Source organism: Rhizobacter sp. P2_H3, assembly GCF_056403355.1.
Map to the genome: position 1 here is coordinate 1 of NZ_JBFUFQ010000164.1, position 12,823 is coordinate 12,823.

Annotated in this window: 14 protein-coding genes and 1 tRNA gene; 9 read left to right on the top strand and 6 right to left on the bottom strand. The window is 67.7% G+C overall.

Annotated elements, in window-relative coordinates:
* Together AC1D1T_RS23350 and AC1D1T_RS23355 are read left to right on the top strand one after the other, a co-directional pair.
* The coding region (locus tag AC1D1T_RS23350) for a heme biosynthesis protein HemY (protein WP_490363534.1) at nt 1-667 on the top strand (667 nt) is incomplete at its 5' end.
* A 27-nt stretch (nt 668-694) separates the two neighbouring features.
* Nucleotides 695-771 (top strand) — tRNA-Arg (locus AC1D1T_RS23355).
* Nucleotides 772-842: 71 nt separating this feature from the next.
* On the opposite strand, the gene AC1D1T_RS23360 is transcribed toward AC1D1T_RS23355, so the two are convergent.
* Nucleotides 843-1,859 carry a 1-aminocyclopropane-1-carboxylate deaminase gene (locus AC1D1T_RS23360; RefSeq protein WP_477827619.1) on the bottom strand — a complete coding sequence of 339 codons (1,017 nt, stop codon included), beginning with the start codon at nt 1,857-1,859 and terminating at the stop codon, nt 843-845.
* A 138-nt stretch (nt 1,860-1,997) separates the two neighbouring features.
* Between AC1D1T_RS23360 and AC1D1T_RS23365 the strand changes: the two genes are divergently transcribed.
* A complete protein-coding gene (locus AC1D1T_RS23365) occupies nt 1,998-2,522 on the top strand; it encodes an Lrp/AsnC family transcriptional regulator (protein ID WP_465112650.1) in 525 nt (174 codons plus the stop codon).
* A gap of 13 nt (nt 2,523-2,535) precedes the next feature.
* Here AC1D1T_RS23365 and AC1D1T_RS23370 read toward each other — a convergent pair whose 3' ends face one another.
* The gene (locus AC1D1T_RS23370; protein ID WP_477992567.1) at nt 2,536-3,591 is read right to left on the bottom strand and encodes a MerR family transcriptional regulator; all 1,056 of its coding nucleotides are present in this window, start codon (nt 3,589-3,591) and stop codon (nt 2,536-2,538) included.
* Between the two features lie 203 nt (nt 3,592-3,794).
* Between AC1D1T_RS23370 and AC1D1T_RS23375 the strand changes: the two genes are divergently transcribed.
* Nucleotides 3,795-5,390, top strand: coding sequence for a GMC family oxidoreductase (locus AC1D1T_RS23375; RefSeq protein ID WP_477844087.1), 1,596 nt, complete (start codon nt 3,795-3,797; stop codon nt 5,388-5,390).
* 244 nt (nt 5,391-5,634) lie between these two features.
* Nucleotides 5,635-6,414, top strand: a complete 780-nt coding sequence (locus AC1D1T_RS23380) for an alpha/beta fold hydrolase (RefSeq protein ID WP_465112647.1) — start codon at nt 5,635-5,637, stop codon at nt 6,412-6,414.
* On the opposite strand, the gene AC1D1T_RS23385 is transcribed toward AC1D1T_RS23380, so the two are convergent.
* Nucleotides 6,387-7,097 (bottom strand): TetR/AcrR family transcriptional regulator, encoded by a 711-nt coding sequence (locus AC1D1T_RS23385; RefSeq protein WP_477843372.1) that lies wholly within the window; start codon nt 7,095-7,097, stop codon nt 6,387-6,389. The two genes, AC1D1T_RS23380 and AC1D1T_RS23385, sit on opposite strands and share 28 nt — an antisense overlap.
* 120 nt (nt 7,098-7,217) lie before the next feature.
* Between AC1D1T_RS23385 and AC1D1T_RS23390 the strand changes: the two genes are divergently transcribed.
* The 4 genes from AC1D1T_RS23390 to AC1D1T_RS23405 all read left to right on the top strand — a co-directional run bounded on the left by AC1D1T_RS23390 (nt 7,218) and on the right by AC1D1T_RS23405 (nt 10,302).
* Nucleotides 7,218-8,027: an oxidoreductase gene (locus AC1D1T_RS23390; protein ID WP_477827274.1), complete on the top strand. Its 810-nt coding sequence runs from the start codon at nt 7,218-7,220 to the stop codon at nt 8,025-8,027.
* Between the two features lie 5 nt (nt 8,028-8,032).
* A complete protein-coding gene (locus AC1D1T_RS23395) occupies nt 8,033-9,034 on the top strand; it encodes an NADP-dependent oxidoreductase (protein ID WP_477827270.1) in 1,002 nt (333 codons plus the stop codon).
* 96 nt (nt 9,035-9,130) lie between these two features.
* The gene (locus tag AC1D1T_RS23400; RefSeq protein ID WP_477827271.1) at nt 9,131-9,586 is read left to right on the top strand and encodes a VOC family protein; all 456 of its coding nucleotides are present in this window, start codon (nt 9,131-9,133) and stop codon (nt 9,584-9,586) included.
* Nucleotides 9,583-10,302: a TetR/AcrR family transcriptional regulator gene (locus AC1D1T_RS23405; RefSeq protein WP_477827272.1), complete on the top strand. Its 720-nt coding sequence runs from the start codon at nt 9,583-9,585 to the stop codon at nt 10,300-10,302. Before AC1D1T_RS23400 ends, AC1D1T_RS23405 begins: the two co-directional genes overlap by 4 nt.
* Here the strand turns inward: AC1D1T_RS23405 and AC1D1T_RS23410 are convergent.
* From AC1D1T_RS23410 to AC1D1T_RS23420, 3 genes are all read right to left on the bottom strand, one after another.
* Entirely contained in the window at nt 10,278-10,667 is a 390-nt protein-coding gene (locus AC1D1T_RS23410; protein ID WP_477827273.1) for a high-potential iron-sulfur protein, read from the bottom strand. The genes AC1D1T_RS23405 and AC1D1T_RS23410 overlap by 25 nt on opposite strands.
* Before the next feature lie 72 nt (nt 10,668-10,739).
* A complete protein-coding gene (locus AC1D1T_RS23415; protein ID WP_477992568.1) occupies nt 10,740-11,792 on the bottom strand; it encodes a S1C family serine protease in 1,053 nt (350 codons plus the stop codon).
* 4 nt (nt 11,793-11,796) lie between these two features.
* The gene (locus tag AC1D1T_RS23420; protein ID WP_465112640.1) at nt 11,797-12,426 is read right to left on the bottom strand and encodes a hemerythrin domain-containing protein; all 630 of its coding nucleotides are present in this window, start codon (nt 12,424-12,426) and stop codon (nt 11,797-11,799) included.
* Nucleotides 12,427-12,823: the final 397 nt, after the last annotated feature.

Here is a 12,823-nt window from a genome sequence, read left to right on the forward strand (position 1 = left end):
GCCCGGGGTCGCGCGCCGCACGCATGCGCTGCGCCTGCGCCTGCAGGCCACGCGGCTGGCCCGCCAGCCGCACGAGGCGCTGAAGACCGCGCGCCTGCTGGCCAAGCACCAGGCGTTCTCGAAGGATGCGGCACAAGGCCTGCTGCGCTCGCTCGCGTTCGAGTCGCTCGATGGCGCGCGCGATGCCGACCAGGTGCGGCGCGTGTGGCTGTCGCTCGAGGCGGTCGACCGGCGCGACCCTTTCGTCGCGGCGCGCACCGCGACGCGGCTGTCGAAGTTCGGCGCGCAGGCGGATGCGCGCAACGCGCTGCGGCCGTTCTGGGAGCGGCTGGGCGAGCTGGGCATCGACGAGCGCTGTGCGCTGGCCGAGGCGCTGGTCGCGTCGATCGACGGCATCGGAGCCGACTGGCTGCCGCGGCTGGAAGCCTCGCTGCAGGCCTTCCCGCGCGAGCCGGCGCTGGCGCATGCGGTGGGCCGCGCCCTGGCGCAGCGCGAGCTGTGGGGCAAGGCGCGGCTGCTGCTGCAGCAGGCCGCCGATGCCGAAGAGCTGCCACTGGCCGCGCGCCGCGACGCCTGGGTGCTGCTCGCGCACCTGGCCGAGCAGCAGGGCGATGTCGAGCGCACGGCCGATTGCTATCGACAGGCTGCAACGGTCGCGGGAATCTGAAAAAAGCCTGCTATACTGCGAGGCTCAGCGGCTGTAGCTCAGTTGGATAGAGTACTTGGCTACGAACCAAGGGGTCGTGGGTTCGAATCCTGCCAGCCGCACCAAAAACAAGAAATGGAACAACGGGTTAGATGCTCAGGCGTCTAGCCCGTTTTTTCTTGCCGGCTTTTTCCGTTCAGCCGTTGCGAAACAGGAAGCTGTAGGCATTGAGCGCCGGCACGCCGCCCAGGTGCGCGTACAGCACCTTCGATCCTTCAGGGAACTCGCCCTGGCGCACCATCTCGATCATCGCGTGCATCGACTTGCCCTCGTAGACGGGGTCGGTGAGCATGCCTTCCTGGCGCGCGCACAGGCGAATCGCTTCCAGGGTGCCCTCGCTCGGCAACCCGTACTCGGGCCCGCCGAAGCGCGTGTCCAGCACCACGTCCTGGTCGGTGATGGCCCGGCCCAGCGCCACCAGTTCGGCCGTGTTCTGCGCGATGCGCAGGATCTGCGCGCGGGTCTGTGCCGGCTTGGCCGACGCATCGATGCCGATGACGCGGTCGGCACGGCCGTCGGCGGCAAAGCCGACCACCATGCCGGCTTGCGTACTGCCCGTGACCGAGCAGACGACGATGTAGTCGAACCTGAAGCCGAGTGAGGCTTCCTGGGCGCGCACTTCCTCCGCGAACCCGACGAATCCCAGCCCGCCCAGCCGGTGCTCCGAGCAACCGGCCGGGATCGGGAAGGGCTTGCCGCCGGCACGCCTCACATCGTCCAGCGCCTGCTGCCAACTTGGGCGGATGCCGATGTCGAATCCGGCCGCGTCGAGCCGCACGTCGGCGCCCAGGATGCGCGACATCTCGATGTTGCCGACGCGGTCGTAGACGGCATCCGAATAGTTGACCCAGTTTTCCTGCACCAGCACGCACTTCATCCCGAGGTGGGCCGCCACCGCGGCGACCTGGCGCGTCTGGTTCGACTGGATGCCGCCGATCGAGACCAGCGTGTCGCACTGTTCTGCGAGTGCTTCGGGGATCAGGTATTCGAGCTTGCGGGTCTTGTTGCCACCGAACGCCAGGCCGCTGTTGCAGTCCTCCCGTTTGGCAAACAGTTCGACCTTTCCACCGAGATGCGCACTCAGCCGCTTCAGGGGGTGAATGGGCGAAGGACCGAAGGTCAGCGCGTGGCGTGGGAAGCGATTCAGGTTCATGGCCGGAGTCCGGTGAAGTTCGACGTGCCGACATCGTAGGAACAATGGCCGTTCACAGGGTTGCAAATGAGGTCGCCTCGAAGCACCATTGATGGTCAATGGGTCGCCACTACCTGATTTACTTGCGCAGGAAGAAGAATGAACGCAACAAAGATTCGATCGACCAAGGGCGCTGCCAACCCGGTCCAGGCCCCGGGGCCGGCCGCCGATCTCGACCGCACCGACAAGTTGATTCTTCGGGCGCTTCAGCGAGATGCGTCGATATCGAACGTCGCGCTGGCTCGCATGGTGAACCTGAGTGCGCCCGCCTGCCTGCGTCGCGTCGACCGGTTGAAGAAGCTGGGCTTGATCACCGGCATCGTCGCGCTGCTGAGCCCGCGGGCGCTCGATGCGGGGATGACCGTGATGATCGGCGTGGTGCTCGACCGGTCGACGCCCGACTCGTTCGCGAAGTTCGAGAAGGCGGTCGCCAAGGTGTCCGGATGCATGGAGTGCCATGTCATCACCGGCGAGTTCGACTACTTCATGATCGTGCGAACCCGCGACAACGAAAGCTTCAACCGCCTGCATGCCGAGCAACTGCTGCAACTGCCCGGCGTGCGCCAGGTGCGCTCGTTCATCGGGCTCAAGCAGGTGTTGTCGACGACGCAGATTCCGATCTGATTGCCGCCCACGACTAGCGCTTCGCCTGGATCCCGCGCAGCTTCACCGCGTCGGACGCGATCGCGGCAAGCTCCAGCAAGGTCTTGCGCTGCGTCCTGTCCAGTTGCCGCGGGCGGTAGTCGATGACGCAGATGGAACCCAGCGCGAATCCATCCGGGTCGTAGACCGGCGCACCGGCATAGAACCGGAAGTGCGGCGCGCCCGCCACGGCCGGGTTGMCGGTGAAGCTCTCGTGCTTCGCCAGGTTCCTGATCTCCAGGACGTCCCGCTGCAGCACGGTGTGGTTGCAGAAGGCCCAGCTTCTCGGGGTGTCGGGCATCTCCAGTCCTTGCCGCGATTTGAACCACTGGCGCTCTGCGGTCAGGATCGTCATCAGCGCGATGGGGCTCTTCAGGTCATTCGCCGCGAGCCACGTCACCCTGTCGAATGGCGCTTCTGAAGGGGTGTCGACAAGGCGTGAGCGTTGCACGGCCTGCAGCCGGCTGCCCTCGTTCGGAGCGACCGGGAATCCGCTGCTGGCGATGTCGATGGCCGGACCCTCGTCCTGCGCAAGCTTCGTCAGCAGGTCCTCCAGATGGTCGAGCGAAATCTCGCGCACGCGTACCGCCGGCGCCGATGCGCCGCGCCGCGCGGAGGGCGCGATGGCAACGAGCTCCGCATCCTTGAAGCGGCCGTCGTTCGCCAGCGTCTCCAGCAGCCCGAGGCCCTGGCTTCCCCAGGCCTCCAGGTCGACGACGACGGCGGCAGGAAGGCGCCCCGCGACGGCCGCAGCCGCGGACCAGGTGCTCATCTGGAACTGAGGGGACACATGCCCGACCCGCTCGAGCACGGCCTCGAACCGTGGCCGACGGCTTTCGTTCGTGACCACGAGCACCGTTGCGGAGTGCGCGCGCCCTTGAGGCCTGCTGCCCGGCAACAGCGCTTCTACGTCGGAGCGATGGACCCGGCGATGGCCGCCCGGCGTCTTCCATGACGGAAGTCCGCCCCCCTCGATCAGGAGTTGCGTGGTGCGAACCGAGATGCCCAGAAGCTTGGCTGCTTCCGTCGTGGTCAGGACGTCGTCTTCCATGGAGGGTGGGGTGGCGGGATCGATGGGGACGGCAGCGTCACAGGCAAGGCGCAGAGCTTAAGCCAGCGCAGAGGACCCCCGATCAACCCAGGGTTCGTGTCGGTAATTCTATCAAATTTGCGTTATTTGATAGATTTGAAACATACTCCGCGCCGCGCGCAGCCAGCGTCGCACTCGCAACCACCCCTTCACCGGACATGACCATGACCTTGAACTCCAGCCAACCGCACGCCACGCCTGTTTCCTCCGATGGCAGGATCCCTGACAGCCACTTCGATTTCATCGTGTGCGGCGCCGGCACGGCCGGCTGCGTGGTCGCGGGTCGGCTGGCCGAGAACCCGGACGTGCGGGTCCTGCTCATCGAGGCCGGGGGTGATGACGAGGTCCTCGACGTGCAGCAGCCTGGAAACTGGCCGCTGAACCTCGGCTCCGAGCGAGACTGGAACTTCAGCGGCGCGCCCAACCCGCATCTCAACAACCGGCAGATCCCGCTGAACATGGGGCGTGTCCTGGGCGGCGGCTCGAGCATCAACGTGATGCTCTGGGCGCGCGGCCACATGAACGACTGGGAGGACTTCGCCGAGGCCAGCGGGAATCCGGCCTGGGGCTATGAATCCGTGCTGAAGATCTACCAGCGGGTGGAGAACTACGGCGGCACCCCGGATGCGAAGCGGCGAGGCGTGGGCGGCCCGGTTCACGTCTCCCCCGCCCGCCACCCTCAACCGGTGGCGAGCGCGCTGATCGATGCTGCGCGGCAGATCGGCATCCCTGCCTTCGAGAACCCCAACGGCGCGATGATGGAAGGCCGCGGCGGTGCTGCCATCAACGACCTCATCATCAAGGACGGACGGCGGAATTCCATCTACCGGGCCTACGTTCACCCCCGCCGCGGCCAGGCCAACCTGACGGTGCTGACCCACACGCTGGTCAGCCGCCTGGTGTTCGAGGGCAAACGCGTCACCGGCGTCGAGGTCATCCGCGACGGACGCACCGAACGCTTCACCGCCGACCGCGAAGTCGTCCTGTCGCTCGGCGCCGTCAACACGCCCAAGGTCCTGATGCAATCGGGGATCGGCCCGCAGGACGAATTGCGCCGTCACGGCATTCCGCTCGTCCAGCATCTGCCCGGCGTGGGTGCCAACCACCAGGACCATGTCTCGTTCGCCGTCATCTTCGCGTACGAGCACCCTCAGCAGGTCGGCCACGGCGGTTCGGAAGCGACGCTCTACTGGTCGAGCGACAGTTCGTTGCGCCTGCCGGACATGTTCCATTGCCAGGTGGAATTCCCCGTCCCGAGCGCGGAGACCGCGCCGCTCGGCGTGCCGGCGCATGGCTGGACGATGTTCGCGGGCCTCGCGCATCCGAAGAGCCGCGGCCGCATCACCCTGTCGGGCGCCGGCCCGATGGACAACCCGGTCATCCAGCCCAACACGCTGTCGGACCCGGATGATCTGCGAAGCGCCCTCGAGAACATCCGGTTGGTGCAGGACCTGGGCTCGCAGTCCGCGTTCAAGGGCCTCGTCAAGCGCGAGAGCCTGCCGGGCAGGCTCGCCGGGAAGGACCTGGAGAACTACGCACGCAATGCGGCCGTGACGTATTGGCACCAGTCCTGTACGGCGAAGATGGGCCGCGACGAGATGTCGGTGGTCGATGGTTCCCTGAAAGTCCATGGCGTACAGGGGCTGCGCATTGCTGACGCATCCGTCATGCCGCACGTCACCAGCGGCAACACCATGGCGCCTTGCGTCGTGATCGGTGAGCGTGCCGTCGAAGAGATCCGCGCGACCTGCGGCATCTGAACAAGAGCGGGCGAAGCGTCTTCGCCCCGTGCAATGCCCTTTCGAATCCGCGCCCCGACAGGCGATCGTTTATTGCGTGAATACTCATTCAACAGAATTTTTTGTAGACGATCTGGAAAGATTCGAATTCAAAGAGCAAGTTACGGCGGCTGAAATTGCAACCACGTTAACCGCCGTCTTCTCTACCATTTCGAAACGATTCGCGAATCCACTCAACCCTCTTCGACCGTCAAGGAACCTCACCATGAACATCACATTTCGCAAGCTCATCGTCGCCGCTGCGGCAACCGCCAGCATCGTCGGCGTTGGTGGTGGCGCCAACGCACAGTCTCCCCAGGTCAGGAACGTCGTGCTGGTGCATGGCGCCTTCGCAGATGGCTCGGGCTGGCGTGGCGTCTACAACGAACTGACCAAGCGCGGCTATCAGGTCACCATCGTCCAGAATCCGCTGACCTCGCTGGCCGACGATGTGGCCGCAACCAAGCGCGCGTTGGCACTCCAGAACGGTCCGACGATCCTCGTCGGCCACTCCTGGGGCGGCACCGTGATCACCGAGGCCGGTGTCGACCCGAAGGTCGTCGGCCTCGTCTACGTGTCGGCGCTGTCGCCCGACGCCGGTGAGACGACGAGCGAGCAGTACACCGGGTTCTCGGCCCCCGATTTCGTCATCGACGTCCAGGCCGACGGGTACGGCTTCGTCAACCGTGACAAGTTCAAGATCGGGTTCGCTGGCGATGCCACCGATGCGGACGTCGCGTTCCTGCGGGACTCGCAGGTGCCGATCAACATGTCGGTGTTCGGCACCAAGCTCACGCAGGCTGCGTGGCGGACCCGGCCGAGCTGGGCTGTCATCGCGACCGACGACAAGGCCTTCGACGTGCGGATGCTGCACAAGATGGCCAAGCGGATCGATGCCACCGTGACCGAGGTGAAAGCCAGCCACGCGGTCTTCATGACGCAGCCGAAGGCGGTCGCTGCCGTGATCGAGCGAGCCGCTCAGGACGCGGCGCGCAAGTCTCGCTGAGACCCGCCGCCCGCCAGCTGCTCGCTCGGCAGGCTGCGCAACAGCATCAGCAGGGCCGCTTCCAGATCCTGCTGGAAGCGATAGCGCAAGGCCGCCAGCTCGGGCAGCTCGATCACTTCGGCCGCGACCTGGGCCGGGTGGCTGAGCGGCCAGAGCCCGATGAGCAGCGGCAGGGCCAGGTGGATGCAACGCTCGAAGCTGGCTGCCGCGATCGACGGCACACAGGCGTGAAAGTCGAGCGCGGTCTCCTTGCGCACGGCCAGCAGGCCATGCTTGAACTCGACCATGCGCCCGGCTGAAATGTTGTGCTCGAGGATCGACGGGAAGATGCTGGTGAGCCGGCACAGCAGCGGGCGCGCCGCCACGGTGGCCGCGAACGCCCGCGCGATGTGCTCGACGGTTCCTGCGCGCTTGCGGTCCCGCCCCAGCGCTTTGCGCAGTTCGGCACGCCACACGACGAACTCCTCGACCAGCACATCCAGCAAGACGGCTTCGCTGCTCTCGAAGTACCGGTAGACGTTCGACTTGGTCATCCCGGCGCGCCGCGCCAGTTCGTTGATGCCCAGGTCATGCACGTCCGGCATGTCCAGCAGCAGCGCCTTCGCGGTGTCGAGCAGGTGGCGGCGGCGCTCCTCCTTCTGTTCGGGGGAGCGCGCGCGCAGGTACGGGGAGGGAGGGCTCATCGGGATCGTCGCTGGCAGGGATTTGCACGGGAAGGGGCTTGCGCAAGAGACCGATGGTCTGCTACATTGGAGACCATCAGTCTTCTAACGCTCGCAGCATAGCAAGGAAACACCATGGACATGAATGGCAGGACGGCGCTCGTGACGGGTGCTTCCTCGGGCATTGGCAAGGCCACCGCCGAGCGGCTGTCGACGGCGGGTTTCAAGGTCTACGGCACCAGCCGGCGTGGCGCCCACGCAGACCCGCAGTCCTTCGAGATGCTGTCGCTGGACGTGACCAGCGACGAATCCGTCGAGGCCGCCGTGGCGCAGGTGCTGCGCAGGGAGGGCCGCATCGACGTGCTCGTGAACAACGCGGGGTTCAGCACGGCCCCGGCCGGCGCGGAAGAGAGCTCGATGGCGCAGGCCCGGTCGATCTTCGAGACGAACTTCTTCGGGATCGCCCGGATGACCCGCGCCGTCGTGCCTCACATGCGGCGCCAACGCAGCGGTCGCATCGTCAACATCGGCTCCATCTTCGGCTTCCTGCCGGCGCCCTACATGGCGCTCTATGCCGCCACCAAGCACGCGGTCGAAGGCTATTCGGAATCGCTCGACCATGAGCTTCGCACGATGGGCGTGCGGGTCTCGGTGGTCGAGCCCGCGAATACCAGGACGCAGTTCGAGGCGAACCTGCTCGAACCCGACGCCAAGCTCGACGAGTACCGCGACGTTCGCGCGGCCGTCGGCAAGCGGCTGACCGAGCTGATCGACGAGGCAGACGAGCCGGCGGTGGTGGCCGAGACCGTGCTGAAAGCGTCGATCGCGGCCCACCCGAAGCTGCGCTACACGGCCGGCGGCCGCGCCGGCTTCCTGCAGTTGCTTCGCACCTTCGCACCGGCCGGCATGGTGGACGCCGGCATTCGCAAGAACCTGCGTCTCGCGGCGTGAGAACCATGAAAGCATTCGTTCTCCATCGATACGGCAAGAAGGGCGCATTGGAACTGGCAGAGGTGCCGATTCCGGAGCTGCGCGACGACGAGGTCCTGGTCCAGGTCCATGCCGCCGGCGTGAACCTGCTGGACTCCAAGATCAGGGACGGCGAGTTCAAGCTCATCCTGCCGTATCGCCTGCCGCTCATCCTCGGCCACGACGTGGCCGGGGTGGTCGTCAGGATCGGCCCGCGCGTGCGGCAGTTCAAGGTCGGTGATGAGGTCTGTGCGCGGCCGGACGACTTCCGGATCGGCAGCTTCGCTGAATTCGTGCCCGTCAAGGAAGCTTCGCTGGCGCTCAAGCCGCGAGGGCTCACGATGGAAGAAGCTGCTTCCATCCCGCTGGTGGCCTTGACGGCGTGGCAGGCCCTGGTCGTGAAGGCCGGCTTGAAGAAGGGGCAGAAGGTCTTCATCCAGGCCGGCTCCGGCGGCGTCGGCACCGTGGCCATTCAACTGGCCAGGCATCTCGGCGCCACCGTGGCCACGACGACGAGCTCGGCCAATGTGGATCTCGTGAAACGCCTGGGCGCCGACATCGTCATCGACTACCGGAACCAGGACTTCGGGGATGTCCTGCGCGACTGCGACGTGGTGCTGAACAGCCAGGACGGCAAGACGCTCGCAAAGTCCCTCCGCGTGCTCAAGGCCGGCGGGAAGCTCGTCTCCATCTCCGGGCCGCCCGATCCCGATTTCGGCACGGAGATCGGGGCACCCTGGTTCGTGAAGCTGGCCATGCGGCTGCTGAGCTCGGGCGTGCGGCGACAGGCGAAGCGCCGTGGGGTCGGCTACTCGTTCCTCTTCATGAGAGCGAACGGGAGCCAGTTGCGCGAGATCACGCGGCTCTTCGATGCCGGCGTCATCCAGCCGGTGGTGGACCGGGTCTTCCCGTTCGAATCGACCAACGAGGCGATGGCGTATGTCGAAGCGGGCCGCGCGAAGGGCAAGGTCGTCGTCAAGCTCCGGTGAGCGCGACATCCTGGGTTCCGTTGCGGGCATCTGTGTTATCGTTGATATCAATGAATTGATACCACTGATATCGGGCCTCACGCCCAGGAGATCCAGATGCCGCTGCCTTTCGTCGCTCCTGCCGCGAAGACCGCGAGTCCCTTCACGTCGTTCCGACCGGACCACGTGGGCATCCGCGTCGACGACATCGATGCGGCCATCGCCTGGTACACGAGCACCCTCGACTTTCGCGTGATGCACTCGATGGCGCTTGGCGAGCGCAGGTTCGTCTACCTGGCGCCTGCGGTTCACGACGACTTCTGGATCGAGTTGCTCGGAGGGCAGGAGTCCTTGCCGCGTCCGTCGCGGGGCGATGTCAGGGTGGCCGGCTGGGATCACGTCTGCCTGCGAGTCGACAACGCCGACGACACCGTCGAAGCGCTGCGCCGCCGTGGCGTGAACATCGTGCGGGACCCCTTCGACGTTCCGCCCATCAGTCACCGCATCGCCTTCTTCACCGACCCGTGGGGGAACCTGTTCGAGTTGTTCCAGCGCATTGGGGCGGTCGCGTGAAGGATGAATCCCGCACACGCATCGTTGCCGCCGCCATTCAACTGCTGGCCGAGGGCGGCGGCGACGCCGTGACCACGCGTGCCGTTGCCGCGGCGGCAGACGTGCAGGCGCCGGCGATCTACCGGCTCTTCGGCGACAAGGAGGGCCTGCTCGACGCCGTTGCGGAACAGGCGCTGGCCGACTTCGTCGCCAGGAAGCGAGCCGACAAGTCCGGCGTGGACCCCGTCGAGTCGCTCCGCAAGGGCTTCATGGGCTACACGTCATTCGGGCTGGAGAACCCCGAGGTCTTCGTGCTGATCTACGGCCGGCCCGGTCGCACGTCGAAGGCCGCGGTGGCGGGGCTGGCGGTGCTGCGCGACAGGATTCATGCGATCGCCCTGGCCGGCCGGCTGACGGTGAGTGAAGAGCGCGCGGTCGACCTCTGCCACGCGATGGCAAAGGGCACGGTGCTCGAGATGCTCGGCAGGGCCCCCGAGGCGCGTCGCGGCATGGCCGAGGCGGCCCGCGACGCGGTCCTGGGCGCCATCCTGAAGGACGCCCCGGTGAAAGACTCCGGCGTGGCTGCGGCGGTCTCGACGCTGCGTGCGCACCTGGCCGACCTGCCGGGACTCACCGCGGGCGAGAAGCAGCTCATGCACGAGTGGCTCGTGCGGGTCGCCGACCCGGCGCCCCGACAGGCGCCCACGGCAGGTCACGGTGCCGCGCGCCGCACGTAGGCGTCGCACCAGCCCTTGGCCGCCACCAGCTTGCGCGGGAACAGGGTGCACTCCGACCAGGCCTGGGCCGGCACGCGGTACAGCGCGCAGTTGTCGCAGGTGCTGCCGGCGGTGAACTTCGGATAGACCCGGCGGTCGACGCGCGCCGCGTCCTCGACGTAGCCCACCGCCTTCGCGTGGGGATCGCGCTCGTCCAGGTGCGGGAAGGTCGACGGGTCCGGTGGCGGCACCGGCTTCGGCTTGGCGTGCGCCGCCGGGAACCACAGCGCGGCGCCCACCGGCACCAGCCGGATGAAGCGACGCCGCGTGCAGGCGGGTGTGCCGCCGCGCGCGGCTTCGAGGTGGGTCTGGGTGGGCAGCGCCATGCGGTCTCCAGCGCAAGGGTCATCGAGCGGATCCATTGTTCGGTGCACTGCGGCGCCGCGATTTGACCCACGTCAATCGCGGGCCGCGGCACGCAGCTCGAGGTAGCCGCCCGCGCGGAACACCGTCAGCCGCGTGCCCGCCACCGAGCGCCACGACAGCAGCGCCCGCACGAAGTCGCCGCTGTCGCCGAGCGCCCGGCCGTTCATGCCGACCACGATGTCGCCGACGCGCAGTCCGAGCGTCGCCGCGACGCTGCCGCGCGCCACGGCATTGATGAAGGCGCCGCGCGCATCGGGCCGGCCGGCGTGCCAGGCCGCGAGCGGCGACACGTCCTCGAAGCCGGCGCCCAGCCGCGGGCGCGGCGCGGCCCCGTCGCTGCGCAGTTCCGCCACCACCTGCTGCACGACCTCGATCGGCATGAACAGGCTGACGCCCGAGCTGCCATAGGGGCCGACCACGGTGCGCAGGCTCATGCCGACGATGGCGCCGCGCACATCGAGCAGCGGCCCGCCGGAGTTGCCCGGGTTCAGCGTCAGGTCGCTCTGGATGAACAGCACCTCGCCGTCTTCCGCGAAATGGCGGGTCCGCCCGCCGACGATGCCGGCGACCACCGAGCGGTTCAGGCCGTACGGTTCGCCGACCGCCAGCACCCAATCGCCGGCGCGCAGCGCGGCCGAGCGGCCGAACACCGGTGCGGCGGCGGGCGGCACGTCCAGTTCGAGCAGCGCGATGTCCATGTCGCGATCGATGGCCCGCACCCGCGCCGGCCGCACGCGCTGGTCGGGCAGCTTGACGAGCACCTGGTTGGCGCCGGCGACGACGTGGGCGGCCGTCACGATCGCCCCGCCGTCGTCGATGAAGAAGCCGGCGCCGATGCGGGCCGGCAGTTCGGCCGTGCTCCACGGCGCCAGTTCGTCGCCGCGCGGCAGCGTGTCCTCGTCGAATTCGGCACGGGCATCCGCGCCGATCCCGTAGACGCCGACCGCGAACGCGCTGCCGCGGCTCACCGCGGCCGCAAAGCCCGCTGCCGGTGCGGGCGCCGGCAATGGCCCCAGGCCGGCGCATCCGGCCAGTCCGGCGGCCCAGGTACCGGCGATCAGCAGTGCAACGCGCAGGCGGCGCACGCCGTCAGCGCCCGCCCGGCGGCCGGCTGCAGTGGCCGATCGCCGGCCCGATGCCCAGCGGCGGCGGCAGGGCCCACAGGATCTTCTTGAAGACATGCCGGTAGTTGTCGTCCGGCGGGTGGCCGGCCAGCGGGTCGCGGTTGGCGCAGAACGCGCGGTCCAGTCCGACCCAGTCCTCGGCGGTCAGCACGCGCTGCGCGAGCGGCAGCACCTCGGTCTCCTCGGCCCGGATGTGCGCGAGGTAGAAATCGATGTAGCGCTGCATCGCCTGCTCGAAGCGGTCGCGGCGCTGGCACAGCTGCGCGGTGTCGGCCATCATCTCGAAGCCGAGCAGCTCGTGCTCCAGCTCGCGGATCGCCCGCTCGCCGTCGGCGTGCTCGCGGTCGAGCCGGTCGAGCACCTCGTCGCCTTCGGTCGTGCGCCTGCGCAGCAACGGGAACAGCAACTCGCTCTCCTTCGCATGGTGCAGGCGTTCGGGGAACTCGTCGACGTAGAACAGCATCGCGCGCAGCACGCCGAAATCCGGCAGGCTGCCGCGCCGCCGGTGGTCGGCCAGCAGCAGGCTGATCGAGCGCAGCATCGCCGACATGGCGCTGTGCTCTTCGAGGATGACGCGTACGGCAGCGTGTTGCATGGCAGTGTCCCGGCCGGCGATGGAGCCCGAGCTTGGCGCCGTTTCGCCCGACGCGTGTTGATCCGCGTCAACTCAGCGCGGGTCGGCGCGTCCTGCCGTGCAACGTGAACGTTCGTTCCAGCCGTTCCATCGCCGATTCAATGCGATCTTGTGATGCAGGTAACACATTGTGGAACCGGTACCACTCTGGTGGAAAACGGCGGCTTCATCGGGTTCAATGGCGGCCTCGACATCCAGCGCCCGCGCTCAAGGTCCCGCCATGGAACGCTCTGCCTTCATCCTCGTCGACGGTCGTCCCGCCCGCACCGCGATCGCCGTCGGCGTGCTCGCGCTGCTGGCTGCCTGCGGGGGGGCCGAGCCCGCGGGGGCGCCGCCCGCGCAGGATGGGGCCGCGGAG

What these genes read in the sequence shown, in the direction of transcription:
- AC1D1T_RS23390 (WP_477827274.1), top strand. Translation starts at nt 7,218, where the DNA reads ATGAATGGCAGGACGGCGCTCGTGACGGGTGCTTCCTCGGGCATTGGC.
- AC1D1T_RS23375 (WP_477844087.1), top strand. Translation starts at nt 3,795, where the DNA reads ATGACCTTGAACTCCAGCCAACCGCACGCCACGCCTGTTTCCTCCGAT.
- AC1D1T_RS23385 (WP_477843372.1), bottom strand. Translation starts at nt 7,097, where the DNA reads ATGAGCCCTCCCTCCCCGTACCTGCGCGCGCGCTCCCCCGAACAGAAG.
- AC1D1T_RS23360 (WP_477827619.1), bottom strand. Translation starts at nt 1,859, where the DNA reads ATGAACCTGAATCGCTTCCCACGCCACGCGCTGACCTTCGGTCCTTCG.
- AC1D1T_RS23395 (WP_477827270.1), top strand. Translation starts at nt 8,033, where the DNA reads ATGAAAGCATTCGTTCTCCATCGATACGGCAAGAAGGGCGCATTGGAA.
- AC1D1T_RS23420 (WP_465112640.1), bottom strand. Translation starts at nt 12,426, where the DNA reads ATGCAACACGCTGCCGTACGCGTCATCCTCGAAGAGCACAGCGCCATG.
- AC1D1T_RS23380 (WP_465112647.1), top strand. Translation starts at nt 5,635, where the DNA reads ATGAACATCACATTTCGCAAGCTCATCGTCGCCGCTGCGGCAACCGCC.
- AC1D1T_RS23365 (WP_465112650.1), top strand. Translation starts at nt 1,998, where the DNA reads ATGAACGCAACAAAGATTCGATCGACCAAGGGCGCTGCCAACCCGGTC.
- AC1D1T_RS23410 (WP_477827273.1), bottom strand. Translation starts at nt 10,667, where the DNA reads ATGGCGCTGCCCACCCAGACCCACCTCGAAGCCGCGCGCGGCGGCACA.
- AC1D1T_RS23400 (WP_477827271.1), top strand. Translation starts at nt 9,131, where the DNA reads ATGCCGCTGCCTTTCGTCGCTCCTGCCGCGAAGACCGCGAGTCCCTTC.